Annotated in this window: 14 protein-coding genes; 5 read left to right on the top strand and 9 right to left on the bottom strand. The window is 35.3% G+C overall.

The window, feature by feature from the left end; all coding sequences use genetic code 11:
* Positions 1–87 precede the first annotated feature (87 nt).
* Positions 88–471 (bottom strand): NUDIX hydrolase, encoded by a 384-nt coding sequence (locus NSQ59_RS10390; protein ID WP_340831072.1) that lies wholly within the window; start codon positions 469–471, stop codon positions 88–90.
* 60 nt (positions 472–531) lie between these two features.
* The gene (locus tag NSQ59_RS10385; RefSeq protein ID WP_340831070.1) at positions 532–1,251 is read right to left on the bottom strand and encodes an alpha/beta fold hydrolase; all 720 of its coding nucleotides are present in this window, start codon (positions 1,249–1,251) and stop codon (positions 532–534) included.
* 176 nt (positions 1,252–1,427) lie between these two features.
* Between NSQ59_RS10385 and NSQ59_RS10380 the strand changes: the two genes are divergently transcribed.
* On the top strand, positions 1,428–3,956 hold the full coding sequence (locus NSQ59_RS10380; protein ID WP_055739280.1) for a glycosyltransferase: 2,529 nt from the start codon (positions 1,428–1,430) through the stop codon (positions 3,954–3,956).
* A 32-nt stretch (positions 3,957–3,988) separates the two neighbouring features.
* Here NSQ59_RS10380 and NSQ59_RS10375 read toward each other — a convergent pair whose 3' ends face one another.
* Positions 3,989–4,627 (bottom strand): NUDIX hydrolase, encoded by a 639-nt coding sequence (locus tag NSQ59_RS10375; protein WP_055739279.1) that lies wholly within the window; start codon positions 4,625–4,627, stop codon positions 3,989–3,991.
* 231 nt (positions 4,628–4,858) lie between these two features.
* Here NSQ59_RS10375 and NSQ59_RS10370 point away from each other — a divergent pair, with 231 nt between their 5' ends.
* Both NSQ59_RS10370 and NSQ59_RS10365 read left to right on the top strand, forming a co-directional pair.
* On the top strand, positions 4,859–6,115 hold the full coding sequence (locus NSQ59_RS10370; protein ID WP_340831068.1) for an MFS transporter: 1,257 nt from the start codon (positions 4,859–4,861) through the stop codon (positions 6,113–6,115).
* A 188-nt stretch (positions 6,116–6,303) separates the two neighbouring features.
* Positions 6,304–6,543 carry a DUF2626 domain-containing protein gene (locus NSQ59_RS10365; protein WP_055739278.1) on the top strand — a complete coding sequence of 80 codons (240 nt, stop codon included), beginning with the start codon at positions 6,304–6,306 and terminating at the stop codon, positions 6,541–6,543.
* A gap of 267 nt (positions 6,544–6,810) precedes the next feature.
* Here the strand turns inward: NSQ59_RS10365 and ltrA are convergent, their stop codons facing one another.
* Positions 6,811–8,070 (bottom strand): group II intron reverse transcriptase/maturase, encoded by a 1,260-nt coding sequence (gene ltrA / locus NSQ59_RS10360; RefSeq protein ID WP_055737770.1) that lies wholly within the window; start codon positions 8,068–8,070, stop codon positions 6,811–6,813.
* 596 nt (positions 8,071–8,666) lie between these two features.
* The gene (locus NSQ59_RS10355) at positions 8,667–9,302 is read right to left on the bottom strand and encodes an MBL fold metallo-hydrolase (RefSeq protein ID WP_055739277.1); all 636 of its coding nucleotides are present in this window, start codon (positions 9,300–9,302) and stop codon (positions 8,667–8,669) included.
* Positions 9,303–9,516: 214 nt separating this feature from the next.
* On the opposite strand from NSQ59_RS10355, the gene NSQ59_RS10350 reads away from it, so the two are divergent.
* Positions 9,517–9,690, top strand: coding sequence for a DUF2759 domain-containing protein (locus NSQ59_RS10350; RefSeq protein ID WP_083489263.1), 174 nt, complete (start codon positions 9,517–9,519; stop codon positions 9,688–9,690).
* 138 nt (positions 9,691–9,828) lie between these two features.
* Complete coding sequence (locus NSQ59_RS10345) at positions 9,829–11,286, top strand: IS1182 family transposase (RefSeq protein WP_340830316.1); 1,458 nt, start codon at positions 9,829–9,831, stop codon at positions 11,284–11,286.
* 128 nt (positions 11,287–11,414) lie between these two features.
* On the opposite strand, the gene NSQ59_RS10340 is transcribed toward NSQ59_RS10345, so the two are convergent.
* From NSQ59_RS10340 to NSQ59_RS10325, 4 genes are all read right to left on the bottom strand, one after another.
* On the bottom strand, positions 11,415–12,542 hold the full coding sequence (locus tag NSQ59_RS10340) for a YqgU-like beta propeller domain-containing protein (RefSeq protein ID WP_055739276.1): 1,128 nt from the start codon (positions 12,540–12,542) through the stop codon (positions 11,415–11,417).
* Positions 12,543–12,688: 146 nt separating this feature from the next.
* Positions 12,689–14,560 (bottom strand): LTA synthase family protein, encoded by a 1,872-nt coding sequence (locus NSQ59_RS10335; RefSeq protein ID WP_340831063.1) that lies wholly within the window; start codon positions 14,558–14,560, stop codon positions 12,689–12,691.
* 119 nt (positions 14,561–14,679) lie between these two features.
* On the bottom strand, positions 14,680–15,648 hold the full coding sequence (locus NSQ59_RS10330; protein WP_340831061.1) for an ROK family glucokinase: 969 nt from the start codon (positions 15,646–15,648) through the stop codon (positions 14,680–14,682).
* A 5-nt stretch (positions 15,649–15,653) separates the two neighbouring features.
* Positions 15,654–15,860: a YqgQ family protein gene (locus tag NSQ59_RS10325; RefSeq protein ID WP_055739273.1), complete on the bottom strand. Its 207-nt coding sequence runs from the start codon at positions 15,858–15,860 to the stop codon at positions 15,654–15,656.
* Positions 15,861–15,875: the final 15 nt, after the last annotated feature.

Raw genomic sequence — 15,875 nt, 5'->3', positions numbered from 1 at the left:
ATTTTTTATTTTTCCAGTATATTCTTTTCTTATCTTCACAACTGGAAATATCATGATGGATTATCGACACAATTTCTTGGAATATCTTTAGATACATACGAACCTTTGAATAATATCTATTACTTCTCTCGGTCTAATATCAATAAAAGCGCATTCCTCGATAAACACCCATACCGGCTCATATGTCCCTCTATTCCGTTTTAGATCAGTGAATTCTTCTCCTGCCCCTGTTCCAAATTCACCTTCTATCATCTCCGCAAGATAAAAATATTGTGTTCCATTGTACTCAAGTTTTCCGATTAACTCCCTGATAGCAACTTTAACTCCTAGCTCTTCATAAGCTTCTCTAATTGTGGCTTCTTCCGGTGTTTCCCCTTCCTTAATCCCTCCGCCAGGAAACACATAATATACAGTTCCTTCCCTTGTTCGTTTTATTAGTCCGATTTTCTGATTCTCCTTATCTACTAGCACAACAGATCCTCTATTTCTAATAAGAATACCCCCAAAAAAGTTTCTTCAAATCTAAATCTATTAAACTATTTTATTATTTTGCAAAAACAAATCTAGAATGTTTGTATAGACTTCCGGCTGTGCATCATGGACAAGATGAGATGCAAATGGAACAACGGCAATATGTATATCCGAAATCATTTTCTTGTAAGTTCCCACTCCACAGACTTCATGATCTTTTTCTTCTCCTACGATATACAAAACGGGAATCCTTAGATTCTCTACCTTCCCTGTTTCGTGAAACGGATACCAATCCTCTTTTTTGGCTAGTGAAAGAAATTTAGTCCAGTTATTATTCTCATGTAAAGCATCATAATATGCCCTTGCATTATTATCATTCAGAAGCTGATCCTGTTGCTCTATATCTGCCTTCTGTAATTCTTCCCAGTTGTCCGGTTTTAATGGGATAACTCCCGATATCGACAATGTGTAAACACGATTAGGATATTTTTTGGCAAACATTAATCCCACTATTGCCCCCAAGGAGCAACCAACTATATGGCACTTTTGAATATTTAAAAAATCTATGGTTTCATATAAATCCTCTACGGAATCATAAAAGAAGTTGTCTATTTTGGAACAGGTAGACTTTCCATGACCACGTAAATCAGGCAAAACAATTTTGTAATGTTTGCTAAAAAACTCCGCCTGATATTGAAAATCAGTTTCTCCTGTTTGCAATCCTGTATGAAGAAAAAGTATAGCTTCTCCTTCCCCCAAAATCTTTGTATGTAATATCAATCATTTCCCTCCTAAAGTTTACAGCTTTTATACAAATTCACTAATGTTAGCATCTTTTCCCAAAAATTCATTTTACTTTTATTGTAAACGGACATACTAATATTGCCAAGCTTTCAGACAAACGTTTTCTGATTTTTCCACTACTTGAAGTAAAGAAATATGGAGGAGAAGTAATAGTGAAAAAGGCAGTACTGATGAAGAAAGTAAAATTTGTTCTAAGTCCCATGAAGAAATATGTTCTCGACGGAGGTTTCAGGGGTAGAGTTTTATATACGAAGTATTTAGAGAAAAAGCCATTAAGGGAAAAAACTATTTTATATGAATCCTATCATGGGCAAAGTATGACTGGAAATCCATATGCAGTATTTAAATATTTGATACATCATCCAAATTATAAAGACTTCCAGCATGTTTGGGTTGTTCAAGATTATTCAGTCATCCATGACGAATATAAACAATTGCGTAATGTAAGGTTTGTTCAAAAGGAAAGCAGCAAATATATTAGTTACCTTGCTACTGCAAAATATTTAATAAACGATACTACTTTCCCTTACTACTTTCAAAAAAGAAAAGATCAAATTTATGCAAATATTTGGCATGGTACCCCTCTTAAAACAATGGGAATCGATATTAAAAATCGGGGGAAAACAGATCATAAAAATATTCAGCGAAATTTTCTTTTTACCGATTATATGGTGAGTCCAAATAAATTTACTGCCGAAAAGCTTCTGCATTCTCATGACGCATACAGTATATTTAACGGGAAAGTATTAGATTCCGGTTATCCCCGTGTTGATCTAATGTTTCAAGCGAATAAAGAAGATATAAAGAAAAAATTATCCGTTCCACCCGATAAGAAGGTAATTCTATATGCTCCAACATGGAGAGGAACGTTAGGCAACGAAAAAGATGAAAGTGAAAAGCTATTAAAGGATATACAATACCTAAAAGAACAAATCAGCAGTGAATACACTGTACTATTAAAGTCCCATTATTATGCTCATAAATTTTTCGAAGAACAAGGTTTAGCCCATTTATGTGTTCCAAACATGATAGACACGAATGAAGTGTTGTCGATTGTCGATATTTTAATTACGGACTACTCCAGTATTTTTTTTGATTTTTTACCCTCGAAAAATCCGGTTATCTTTTATGCACATGATGAAGAGGAATATCAAAAAGAACGAGGCACTTATATTCCAATGGACCAATTGCCTGGCCCATTATGTCACCTTTTAGACGAGGTGATAAGTGCAATCAACAATTCTATGACTATAATGGATAATTATCGAGACAGATATAAGAAATTTTTAGACGAGTTTTGCTACCATGACGATGGAAATGCAACCTCTCGCTTTGTCGAGACGGTTTTCGAAGGAAAAGTATCGGATAAACTCTTTCAAACACTCTCTAATAAAACAAAAATCCTTATTTATTGCGGAGGATTTTTAAATAATGGGATTACTACTTCTGTAACAAACTTACTTAACGCCATTGATTATGACAAATATGACGTAACTGTTCTCGATTATGGTGATAACGATAAACAAGAAAAATGGAATAACGTCGAAAAATTAAATAAAAATGTTCGATTTATCCATAGAGTTGGAACATGGAATGCCACTCTATCCGAATGGTACCGTCACGCCTTACTGTTACAAAGAGGTGCCTACTCTTCCTCTATGAAAAAACTACTTCCTAAAAAAATGTACAGAAGAGAGCTTGAGCGAATAATCGGTAATACTCCATACGATATTGGTATTGACTTTAGCGGGTACAGTCCGTTCTGGGCTTCTCTAATTGCTTTTGGGGATTTTAAAAAGAAAAGCATCTATTTACATAATGATATGGGCCAGGAAATGAATAAAAAAGTAAATAATAAATATCCTCATCGTCAAAACCTTAAAGTTATTTTTTCGTTATATAACTATTTTGATAATGTTGTGTCTGTATCCAAGCTGACAAATGAACAAAATAAAAAAAGCTTGAATAAAGTAGTAAAAAATATGGACAGGCGTATGAAATATGTCATCAATAATATTGATTATGAAAAAATCCTTGCAGGGCGAGAGGAATTTTCCGAAGAATTGGTTATAAACTTCAAGAACAAACATTATATGCTGTCAATATCTAATGATCATCACAATCATCTGGAATTAACAGGGTACCGGATACCTGATGAAAAGGATATTAATTTTATCAATATTGGCAGGCTCAGCCCGGAAAAAGATCATGAAAAATTAATTGCAGCCTTTTCCCATATTGCAGCAAGACATCCCAATACGAAGTTATTTATCGTAGGAGATGGAGATTTAAAAAAATCTTTACTGGAGTTGGTAAAAAAACTAAAGTTGGAGGAAAAAGTCATCTTTACAGGACAAATCAGCAATCCATATGCCCTATTAAACAAATGTGATTGCTTTATCCTTTCCTCTAATCATGAGGGGCAGCCCATGGTGCTCCTAGAAGCCCTAACCCTTGGAAAACCTGTAATTGTTACGGATATTCCTGGTTCGAGAAGTGTTGTTGAAGGCGGTCATGGTTTAATTGTTGAAAATTCCATTAAAGGATTAATAGATGGAATGGAACATTTTATAAACGGAGAAGAGCTTTTTGAGAAACAATTCGATTATGTAAACTATCGAGAAGAAGCGATGAAAATGTTCTATGAAACAATTTGCTTGATGGAAAACCAAATCGGTTAATCCATTTTAATAAATTTTGTGTATGAAACACCTCATTCATTATTCAGAGGTGTTTCGTTTTTTAATAGTTCTACAAACTGTTTAATAATACCCGCTGTTAATCCCCATATCACATAATCTTCGTAGTAGTAAAAATACTCATCCAAATGTCTTGTCTGCCATTTATATTTTTGCCCTCCGCGAATATGCTCGTAAGGAAACCCATCTTCAGGTGCTGCTTTGAAATGAACTTTAAAACAATCAGGTGGATTGGAAATAAAATGGGTCAAGGGAACCGTAAACACTTTATCTACTTCTGATGGATTAGGATTCAAGATCTCGTGTTTTGATATATATCCAACAAAAGGGTATATGATAGTGCCGAACGGTGAAATTGTATAATCCAATGGAGCAATAATAGAGATGCATTCATTTGGAATCCCTAGTTCCTCTGAGGTTTCTCGAATGGCTGTATATTGTTCATTTTTATCTCCCTTATCCATCTTTCCTCCAGGGAAACAAATTTCGCCAGGCTGTCTTCTAAGACTTAGTGCGCGTACTTCTAGCAATAAATGAATTTCATCATCCACTTTTAATAATGGCAGCAGAACAGCATATTTAGTAAAATGTTGTGCCCCCATAATAGACGGTATTCGATTTTCTAAGTTTGTCTTTATTTTTTCGATATCCATCTCAAAACACCTCCATTTTGAACACACTCTTATTTTAGCATGTTAATTTTACATATGTTATTCGCCTTAAAATGGGAAATTCCTTCGTAGGAAAGTTCTATTCCTTCACTAGGTACTGTCACAGCTTCTTCATGATTATCATCATTATGGAAAAATATATATGGTATAATTTTCATGCGGAAAATTCTAATAATTAACCAAAATTTTTCATATTGGAGATGGTGATGCGTATTGGTACAAACGGAAAAAAGCCTAATTGGGAGTTGGAAGCTTCCCATATTACTTTTGTTTGGGATAGGAATTTCAGGTTTAGGTGATTATGTTTATCTTATTGCCATTAATTTGCTTATTTTAAAGATGACCCATTCTGCTGCAGCTGTAGCCGGGCTATGGATTATCGGTCCAATCATTGCGATACTGACAAATTTTTGGTCAGGCGGCTTTATTGATCGAGGGAATAAACGAAAAATATTAATCATTACAGATTTTGTCCGGGCCATTTCAGTATCCATCATTCCATTACTATCTTCTATTTGGTCCATTTATCTCATGCTTATTATCATAAGTCTTGCAAAAGCATTCTTTACCCCAGCCTCAACTACCTATATTACGAAATTGATTCCTTCTCAGCAACGGAAACGGTTTAATTCCATTAATAGCCTTGTAAGATCTGGTGCATTTATTGTTGGTCCTTCAATCGCAGGTGCCTTATTTCTATTTAGCTCCGTTGACATTGCCATTTATATAAATGCATTTAGTTTTGCTTTTTCAGCATGTATTTTATTCTTAATGCCTAATCTGGATGAAAAGTTGAAAATTTCTGATTCCCAAAAAACTAGGACATATAAAATACTTCTGAATGATTGGAAGGATGTAATCGGGGCATATAAGAAACAAGCTTTTGTTTTTCTAGTCTACAGTTTATATCTTGGCACGATTATCTTTACTTTTGCTATGGACGCGCAAGAGGTTGTCTTCACCCAAAAGGTTATTGGACTTAGTGAAACGGAATTTAGCTTGCTTGTTAGTATTACAGGAATAGGATACTTACTCGGATCCATATTTGTTTCATTTATGTCACATCATCTTAGCATTAAACAATTAATTGGAATAGGAATAATGCTTATGTCCGCTGGATATATTATCTATTCTCTTTCCCACCATTTCACAACCGCAGTAATTGGTTTTACCATACTGGGGATATTTAACGCCTTTTCCAGCACAGGGTTTACTACGTTTTATCAAAATAATATCCCAATTGAAATGATGGGGAGGATTTCCAGTATTTTAGGTGTATTCCAGAATGCTGCTCAAGTTATTTTCCTATTATTTATCGGCTTTCTTGGAGACATATTTTCACTACGGAGCATCATTGTAATTTTATCTATTTTTAACTTTTTCATCGCATTAATAATAACCTTTCTTATTTTTAAACCGGAAAAAAATTTGTATTTTATGGAGCCCTCAGAAAAAAAGGAAAGTTTGTAAAAAATACACGTATAAAACGGTTGTATCAACACAAATTAATAATAAAATTGGACCCGCAAATAAATATTAAAAAATGAGTATTATCACGCAAATGTCACAAACTACAGTATTGGTGTATTTACAATATGCACATTTTTCCTTTATAATTATAAATTGATGGATACACATGGTACAAAGGAGGGATACATATGGATCGCATGTACAGAGTATTAGGATTTTGGACTGCTATGTTTACTGTAATGTTTTATCTATTGGGATTAGATAAAACGGCTTTATTATTCCTTGGACAAACAGGATTTTTTGTATTACTAAGTTATTTAAAATTATCAGAACGTATGTATATGTATATTTTTGGTGCATATTTAACCGTGTTTTTCGCAGGATTTACATACTATACAACTTTCTTAATGGTACCAGGTGCAGAATAATGAACAAATGCGAAAGCGCCGCAGCTCTGGCGTATGGATTTCGTAGTCTTCGACTGAGATAAAGGAAACACAGTGAGGTAGTTCACGAACTGATGTTGACTTATCGTAGGGAGGAGACGGAGAAATCCACTAGCCGATAGGCGCTGTAGCTAGACGTAGATAACTTTTATAAAGAGGTTTTCTACAGTGTGAATCGAGTAGGAGGAGGTGACTAACCCCCGACCTCTCACACCACCGTACGTACGGTTCCGTATACGGCGGTTCCATTTATGTCTGACGTAGTTGAGAATATCTCACATAAAGACTCTTCAGCCCTCGCATCTCCCAATAGGAGTTTGTGAGGGTTTTCTGTAGGATTGGGCTTCTGGCTATTCTCCAATATTTCTTTCTAGAGTTTCCCCATTCGTATGCCTTCTCTTTTGGAATCCCTAATCCAATGAGTTTTCTTACTTTGGTTTTTGGTTTCTTCCATTCTTTCCATTGGCACATTCTGAGACGCCTTCTAATCCATTCGTCTAATTCTTTGAAAATAGTGGGTGTATCTGCTAATGCATAATATCCGCACCAGCCAATCAAATATTGATTCAGCTTCTCTATTCTATAATCCATTGGAATTGGTTTTGACCTTGAAGTTAATTCTCGTATCCGTTTCTTGACACGTTGAATACTTTGGTTTGACATCCGCACCTTCGGTTTCTTATGAAATGTGAAGCTAAAACCTAAAAACTTTCTTTTCCAAGGTCTGTCTACAGCTGACTTTTCTCGATTCACCTTTAGTTTTAGAGTAAATTCAATGAAAGTAGTAATCGAGTCCATTACTCGCTCTCCGGCTCTTCTCGATTTTACGTAGATATTACAATCATCTGCGTATCGGACAAACTTGTGCCCTCTCTTTTCTAACTCTTTGTCTAGTTCATCTAGAACGATATTGGAGAGTAAAGGACTTAATGGTCCACCTTGGGGCGTACCCTCCTCGGATTTCGTTATGACTCCATTAATCATAATGCCAGACTGTAGATACTTCCGAATTAGTGATAGGAGCGTTCTGTCTTGAATCCTTTTGGATAGAGTCCGCATTAATCTATCATGATTGACTTTATCAAAGAATTTCTCCAAGTCCATGTCGACTACCCATCGGTATCCCTCTTCGATATATTTCTTCGCTTGTCTAACACCGTCATGACCTCGTTTGTTTGGTCGAAAACCATAGCTCTGTGTTGAAAAAGTCGGGTCGAAGATAGGGGTTAAAATCTGAGTAATCGCCTGTTGGATGAAACGGTCTGTCACGGTTGGGATACCTAATAACCTTACTCCACCGTTCGGTTTTGGGATTTCAACCCGACGGACAGGAGAAGGTTGATAAGTACCCTCCATTAAGGATGTTTTAAGTGTATCCCACGTTTCGAGAATATGTCTTCGTAGGTCTTTTACGGACATATTGTCTACTCCATGACTTCCTTTGTTCTTTTCTACTCGCTTTAATGCCAATAAAAGATTTTCCCGTGACAACATTCGTTCCATTAACATTGAGATTTATCCTTTCTACGTGAACAATACATTCTCATTAAGTGGGTTCTTTACTAAGCCCTCCCGAAGTCCCCCATGGAATTCACCATTTCTTCCTTTCAGGTAGGTTCCGTAAGAATTTTCTGCTTTCATACATAAAGAACCGTTTGCCGAGTGTTTGTTCTCCTAAAATGGTTCAGTCCTTCCTTGATTCTCTCGAGCAAACCAAGTACTACGACTTCGGCTGACTTCTGATTGTTCAGCTATCCATTACTAGATAGGTTACCAAGTGTACTTGGCGTATCAACCAGACCTCCCCGGGTAAGAGTGCAATCTTTCCTTCCATCTATCTGCTTCATTTACTTTGTATCACCTTCGGCAGAAAGGACTTTGTTTTGTATTGCAAACTCATCCAATGATACCTAGCCTTGTATGAAGTTCGTGTTCCTCAGACCGGAAGTTTGCCGCTCGCTTCCTTCAGATTCCGCGTCACCACGGACACCCTTGCGTTAAGCTAACTGCTACTTCTGCCTTCACAGTTCGGGACTTTCACCCTAGAGACTACACCCATGCCGGGCGCACAATTATAAAAAAAGACTCTTTTATGGAGTCTTTTTTTAATATCCGTTTAAAAACGGATTCAAGTTAATTTCTTTTTCAATGGTTGTAGTCGGGCCATGTCCTGGAAGAACCTTTGTTTCTGCCGGCAATATCAATAATTTTTCTTCGATGCTATTTAGTAATTGCTCATGACTTCCCCCAGGTAAATCAGTTCTGCCAATGCTTCCTTGAAATAAGGTATCACCCGCAAAAACAGTATTTATGTCTTTTACATAAAAAGACACGCTACCTGGTGAATGACCTGGTGTCTCAAATATTTCAAAAGTAAATTCGTCGATAGTCAATTTACCTTCCACTTTTAACAATTTATCTGCAGGTGAAGCAATAATGGATCTTCCATTTAAAAATAATTGGGACCCATTTAGAGAAGGATCAGTTAACCAACTTGCTTCTTTTTCATGGACATAAACAGGAATCTTGAAAGCCTTTCGAATCACCTCTACTGCCCCAATATGATCAAAATGAGCATGTGTTAATAATATCGCCTTTGGCTGTAGCTCTTCCTTTGCTAAGTATGTGATTAATTTGTCTCCTTCCGAACCTGGATCAATAATAATACAATCCTTTTGTTGATTGTAAAGCACATAACAATTTGTTTGTAAAAGACCAAGAGGAATTTGCTTCCATTCCATTTCAAATCAACCTCCACTTCTTCATCCATTCTATCATGAGAGGATGAGAAATAAAAAAGACTGAAAAATTTATTCATGAAATTTACATGTAAGGGTAAACTATGACAAACAACTTTCACTTTTTCAACTCGACAAAATTTATGAGAAAATGTAATATAATATAGAGTGCCATTATTTACATAAGATTCATACAAAGGAAAGGGGTTTGTGAGACATGGGTACTGTAATTATCTTTGCTCTTGTAACACTACTAGCTTTATTCGCAGTATTTAAAACGATCAAAAATAGAAATCCGCTTGGATTTATTTGGGCAATTCTTTCAGTGTTGGTTTTTGGATTCTTTACAGTCATGACCGTTATTAATTCTGGATATCCGGCAACTGTATAAAAAAAGGGCCAATTTTAAGGAGGGCACTGAAAAAGTCCCCCTAATTAATGGAGAAAGGTATAATACCTCATAATCTGAGGGAATTATACCTTTTTTTGCTGTATAATTATAAGTATCAATTTCAAGTGGGTGGGTACTATGATACAAAATCAACAATCCATGATTCTAAGTCCTTATATGGGTATTTATGATTTAGTTGTTCCAAAGGATAATATGTTACGTAGACTAAATGACTTGGTCGATTTTTCTTTTGTTTATGATGAACTTAAGGAAAAATATTGCCATAATAATGGTCGAAACGCTATCGACCCTATTCGTATGTTCAAATATTTATTATTAAAGACCATCTATGACTTATCTGATGTTGACGTTGTCGAACGTTCAAAATACGACATGTCCTTTAAATATTTTCTTCATATGGCCCCGGAAGAGCCAGTAATGGAGCCAAGTTCTTTAACGAAGTTTCGAAAACTTCGTTTAAAAGATATAAACCTATTAGACATGCTTATTAATAAATCTGTAGAAATTGCCATCGAGAAAGAAATCATCAAAAGTAAATCCATTATCGTGGATGCCACCCATACAAAAGCTCGCTACAATCAGAAATCACCTAGAGAAATCCTAATGGATCGCTCTAAAAAGCTAAGAAAAGCTATTTATTCCATCGACGAAACGATGAAAGATAAATTTCCCGTTAAAAATACAACGGACGTCTTAGAAAATGAAATCGACTATTGTCAAAAACTCATGGATGTAATTGAAAAAGAGGACACCCTAACCCAGTATCCAAAGGTGAAAGAGCAGTTAAACCTTTTAAAAGAAACCGTTACCGACGATATTGAACACTTACAGATTTCCGAAGATAAAGATGCAAAAGTAGGTCATAAAACCGCTGATTCATCCTTTTTTGGTTATAAAACACACATTGCCATGTGCGAAGAAAGAATTATAACCTCCGCAACCGTTACGACTGGAGAAAAGAATGATGGAAAGCAATTAGAAACACTGATTGAAAAAAGTATCAAAGCTGGAATGAAAGTTGAAACGGTTATTGGTGATACAGCCTATTCAGAAAAAGGTAATATCGAATACACAAAAGAAAAGGAAATAAAATTAGTAGCCAAGTTAAACCCTTCTGTAACACAAGGTTTTCGAAAAAAAGAAGATGAATTTGAATTCAATAAAGATGCAGGGATGTATGTTTGTAAAGCTGGACATATGGCTATAAGGAAAGCGCGAGGAGGAAAAAAAGGAGTCGCTACTAATCAAGTGGACACATACTTCTTTGACATTGAAAAGTGTAAACGATGCCCTTTCAAAGAAGGGTGTTATAAAGAAGGGGCGAAAAGTAAGACTTACTCTGTAAGTATCAAATCAAATGATCATACCGAACAAGCAAAATTCCAAGAAAGTGATTATTTTAAGGAAAAATCAAAAGAACGATATAAAATAGAAGCTAAAAATAGCGAATTAAAACACAGACACGGGTACGATGTTGCGGAATCCTCGGGTCTAATTGGCATGGAATTACAAGGTGCCGTGACTATATTTACTGTGAATCTAAAAAGAATACTAAAACTAATGGATGCAAAATAATGGGGCAAAGACCCCTAAAATAATCAAAAAAGACGACACAACATTCGCTTTTTGAATGTTCATGTCGTCTTTTTCTATATTACAATTTAATTCTTTTGAAAAAATGAAGGATTTTCAGTGCCCTCATTTTAAGGGCCCTTTTTTTCATATTCAACAATTGATTTTATTTTTCCATTATTCAAGTTGATAAGTTGATTCAATTGATTACCGTATAAACACATTGTTCCATCTGGAGAAAGGGAGATAGGTTGATTTTTCAGCTCATCCGTTATCATTTTTTTCTCCTTCCTCTGAATATCAAATTGGATCAACTGGAACTTCCCGCTATACTCATCGATAGAACCACCCTCACTAGGAACAAAGGTCAAAAATTGATTTCGAAGGAAATCATAATTTGGCACAAGCCAATTATCATACTGATTAAGATGTGGAACCTCAAAAGTAAACAATTCATTTAATTCCTGATTATAAAAATGATACACAGCCTGGTCCTTATGATTTTCTGGTATAGTGATCGTCATTAAGTACGGTGAATATGCTGCAAACTTATAAATTCTTGGAAATAATGTTTTTGCCAAATCGGAACCGGATAAGGAAACAGAACGTAATGGAGCAAAAAAATGCATCTCATTATCTTTCCAGTCTTGAAATAGAATTCCGTCTCCATTAAACCATTTCACAAATGGATCTGCTGCCGGATATTTTTTAAACGTGCGATTTTTAACATCCAATACATGTACTTGATAACTCCAATCTTCAAAAAAGACCGTTGTTAAGATCAAATCGGGATTATTATTATTCCAATCAAAGCTTAAATCATAGGAAGGTACTTTTCTTGTAAAAAGAACTTTTCCATTAAGATTTATCACATTAATCTCTGCCATGTAAGTTAATGATGCAGAATGGATTAACAGCTTCTTTTTATCTGGAGCAATTACTACATTTTTGACTGGGTTATCTGAAGTATATAAAATATGCTTTTGTCCATCCAACAAATTATAACGATAAATATTCGTATTGTTTTTATCTTCCGCTACATATACCACTGTATTATTATTCAACCATCCGACGATTTTTTGAAAGGAATCCTCTTCTATAATAAGTGGTTTTACTTTATCGTAGGGTGATTTCGTGGATTGTTTGTGTGTTGTTGTTATTTTATTTTCACGATGATGACATGCGGAAAGTGAAAACATGAACATAACAAGGAGGATGAATTGTAGAATCTTCCAATAAAGACTTTTATCTTTTCTCACTATTTCTCCATCCCCCTACGCTAACATGTTTTTCGAATTTCTATTTTCATTATATTATAAGCAAAGTAAAATATTAAAATTGTTTCATAAACATTATAATACTATGACAATTATTCAAACCCCCCTTATAAAAACGAGGACCCGCTTTATTTGCGGGCTTTGTAAAATCTCAGGAGATCGCCATATATAATTTTATCTGAATACATGAATACTCTTGATTCTTCTCCAATAAAAGGTTTGCATCGCCTTACGTCTACTTCTGTTCCAGTCTTCCGCAAATAACATCTATTTGCTGTCCAAAGATATTGATCCGTGACAAATCTGCCGTCTCTAAAAATGACGTGTTGTTTATATGACGGTGAAAGCAAGTCATGGCCAAATTGTACATCATTTCTTGTATTTATCCCCATTAGATGTAGTAAAGTAGGTCTTATATCAATCTGACCTCCGACTTTAGAAAAAGTTATACCTCTACCATGGTCTGTTATTCCTGGAATATGAATGATAAGCGGTATCTTTTGCAAATTAAACGTATCGTAAGGGGTGATTTCCTTTTCGAAATATTGACTCATAGCAGCTTGATGATTTTCTGATATTCCATGATGATCGCCATACAAAACAATAATGGATTTATCATAAAGTTTTTCATCCTTCAGCTTTTGAATAAATTTCTTTATCGCTTCATCTTCATATCTTACCGTCGTAAAATAGCGATTTACCACGGAGTCATTGGAATCATATTCTTCTATGAGCCTATCCTCTACGTTTAATCTAAAAGGATGGTGATTGGTAAGTGTAATCATTTTCACATAAAACGGCTTCGGAAGTTTCTTTATTATATCTATAGACTGTTCAAAAAATGGAATATCCTTCAATCCCCATCCGACCGAATTATCCGTTGTTATAGTATAAGAAGTGGAAGAAAAGAATTTCTGATATCCAATTGCCTTGTACATGATATTACGATTCCAAAAGCTTTTGTTATTAGCATGCATTGCAGCGGTATAATACCCATGATCTTGCAGGCTTTTAGCCAAGGAATGATACGTGTTGCTGCTATGTGTAAAAAATACTGCTCCTCGATTTAATGGATATAGGGAATTTTCCACTAAAAATTCAGCATCAGAGGTTTTTCCTTGTCCTGTTTGATGATACAGGTTAGAAAAATAATAACTTTCTTTCATAAATTGGTTTAAAAACGGTGTAATTTCCTTTCCATTCATTTTCGAATGAATGACAAAGTCTTGTGTAGATTCCAAGGAAACAAGGATTAAGTTCCGCCCTTTTGCTAATCCAAAAAATTCTTTATTCGGAGGTGCATAATTTGCTCGAATATAATTTTGCGTATCTATCAATTTCGTACCATCTGCAAATGCCTTCTGAGCAGATGATTTTGACTGGAGGATTAAATCATATAATTGATAGTTATAAGTACCTAGGTTTTTGACAAGCAGCTTTCGGTCAAAAGTTCTTGTTAAAAGCTGCGGTCTTACTAGTTCCGAAAAAATAAGGTTTAAAAACAATACAATACAGGCAATCGAAAAATATAAGCGTCGGTGTATTATTGTTCTTAAGGGAGAAATGCTTTCAAATAATAAGCTTTTTTTTGAAAATAGTAATAACATTAAAGTGTCTGCGAAAAAAAGAATATCCCACCATTTAATTTCTGCAAAAACACTATCCCCGAGTTCCCCAAAATTACTCGTTTGAAAAAGAATGGGAATCGTAATAAAGTCATTAAAAAAACGGTAAAAAACAATATTTGCATACAAAATAACAGACAAAAATAAACTCGATAAAATGATAAAACGAAACTGGCTTTTTACTGTTTTTAAAAAAAGACATGCTCCAAAAAGTAACATTAAAAAACCGATGGGATTAATAAGTAATATGATCCCCTGTATGATATTGGCAGGCTTGAAATGAAAGCATGTCAAGTAAACTATATATGTTTTTACCCAAAGCAAAAAGGTTGCAATGACCGGTAAGAAAATGCCTGCCCTGCTATTACGAAACATTAATATCGAAACCTCCATCTTACAATGGAATTTATTTCTGGTTGTAATATTAATATAGTGGGCATTTATATACATTTCATACCAGTCTTGCAACCATTTTATTTAAATGCTTAACTGCTTTAATGTTTATTTTTTGCTAACCATGCTGCTCCTAGAATGCCTGCATCATTTCCAAGTGTTGCAATCGCAAGTTCTGTTGACGCAGAAACAGCGGAATAAGCAAACTGATTGAAGTATTTTTGTAATGGATTTAATAATAAATCTCCCGCTTTTGATACTCCACCACCGATGACAATTTTTTCAGGATTGAGCACATTTCCGATGTTTGCGAGAACTAGTCCTAAGTGAAGCATAATCTGTTCAATGATGGATGCGGATAAGGTATCCCCTTGATTCATACAATCAAAAACATCTTTCGCTTCAATTGAACCCTTACTTATGTAAAGATCCTTCAAAGAAGATTCCCCTTCATATTGGATGATAGTATCTTTTGCAACCCTGACAATACCTGTAGCAGAAGCAACCGTTTCAAGACAACCCGTTTTTCCGCAGTTACAAGGAGCTCCGCCTTCTGGAATAATCGTAATATGGCCAATTTCACCCGCTGCCCCTTTTACTCCTTGGACAATGTCGCCATTAACGATTATTCCTCCCCCTACACCTGTTCCTAAAGTTACGCAGGCGATGTTTTTTGCTCCATTCCCTGCCCCTTTCCACATTTCCCCTAATGCTGCACAATTTGCATCATTATCAATTTCAACTGGCAAACCACTTAAATCACTAAGCAATTTTACAATTGGATAATTCTTCGGCCAACCGAGGTTTACCGCTTCATAAATAATTCCTTTTTCTTTATCCACGGCTCCCGGTGCTCCCATGCCAATCCCTATTAATCTTTCTTTCGTTCCTCCAAGCTCAACCATTTTTCTTTGAATGGACTCCGCAATATCAGGTAAAATATTTTTCCCTTGCTCCGACTTATCCGTTGGTATTTCCCATTTATGAAGAATCTCTCCATCCTCTTGAATAAATGCTAGCTTAACACTCGTTCCCCCTAAATCTACTCCTACAATCCATTTGCCTTCCAACCATCTCACCCTTTCCCATGATTTTTTTCTTTCTCTATTTCCATTCTTAATATCAATAGAGCATTTTGAAATTCATCCTTTTGAATAAGCCCCATTTTATATAATTCTTTTATCTCTGTTGCCATTAGTTCAAGGTCCAAAACCCTTTCCCCAACGTAGATAATAATTCCAAATCGTTTCAATAGTTGTTGAACATCGTATACTGTTTTCACCTAGAACACCGGCTT

It is taken from the genome of Margalitia sp. FSL K6-0131 (genome assembly GCF_038008735.1).
GTDB classification, from domain to species: Bacteria; Bacillota; Bacilli; order Bacillales; family Bacillaceae_C; genus Margalitia; species Margalitia shackletonii.
Note: the sequence above shows the minus strand (reverse complement) of the source record. Positions and strands in the feature narration are given on the sequence as shown.

Bases quoted from the DNA above. Each gene is read 5' to 3' on its own strand.
- NSQ59_RS10335 (WP_340831063.1), bottom strand. From the start codon at position 14,560: ATGTTTCGTAATAGCAGGGCAGGCATTTTCTTACCGGTCATTGCAACC.
- NSQ59_RS10365 (WP_055739278.1), top strand. From the start codon at position 6,304: ATGGATCGCATGTACAGAGTATTAGGATTTTGGACTGCTATGTTTACT.
- NSQ59_RS10350 (WP_083489263.1), top strand. From the start codon at position 9,517: ATGGGTACTGTAATTATCTTTGCTCTTGTAACACTACTAGCTTTATTC.
- NSQ59_RS10375 (WP_055739279.1), bottom strand. From the start codon at position 4,627: ATGGATATCGAAAAAATAAAGACAAACTTAGAAAATCGAATACCGTCT.
- NSQ59_RS10355 (WP_055739277.1), bottom strand. From the start codon at position 9,302: ATGGAATGGAAGCAAATTCCTCTTGGTCTTTTACAAACAAATTGTTAT.
- ltrA (WP_055737770.1), bottom strand. From the start codon at position 8,070: ATGTTAATGGAACGAATGTTGTCACGGGAAAATCTTTTATTGGCATTA.
- NSQ59_RS10345 (WP_340830316.1), top strand. From the start codon at position 9,829: ATGATACAAAATCAACAATCCATGATTCTAAGTCCTTATATGGGTATT.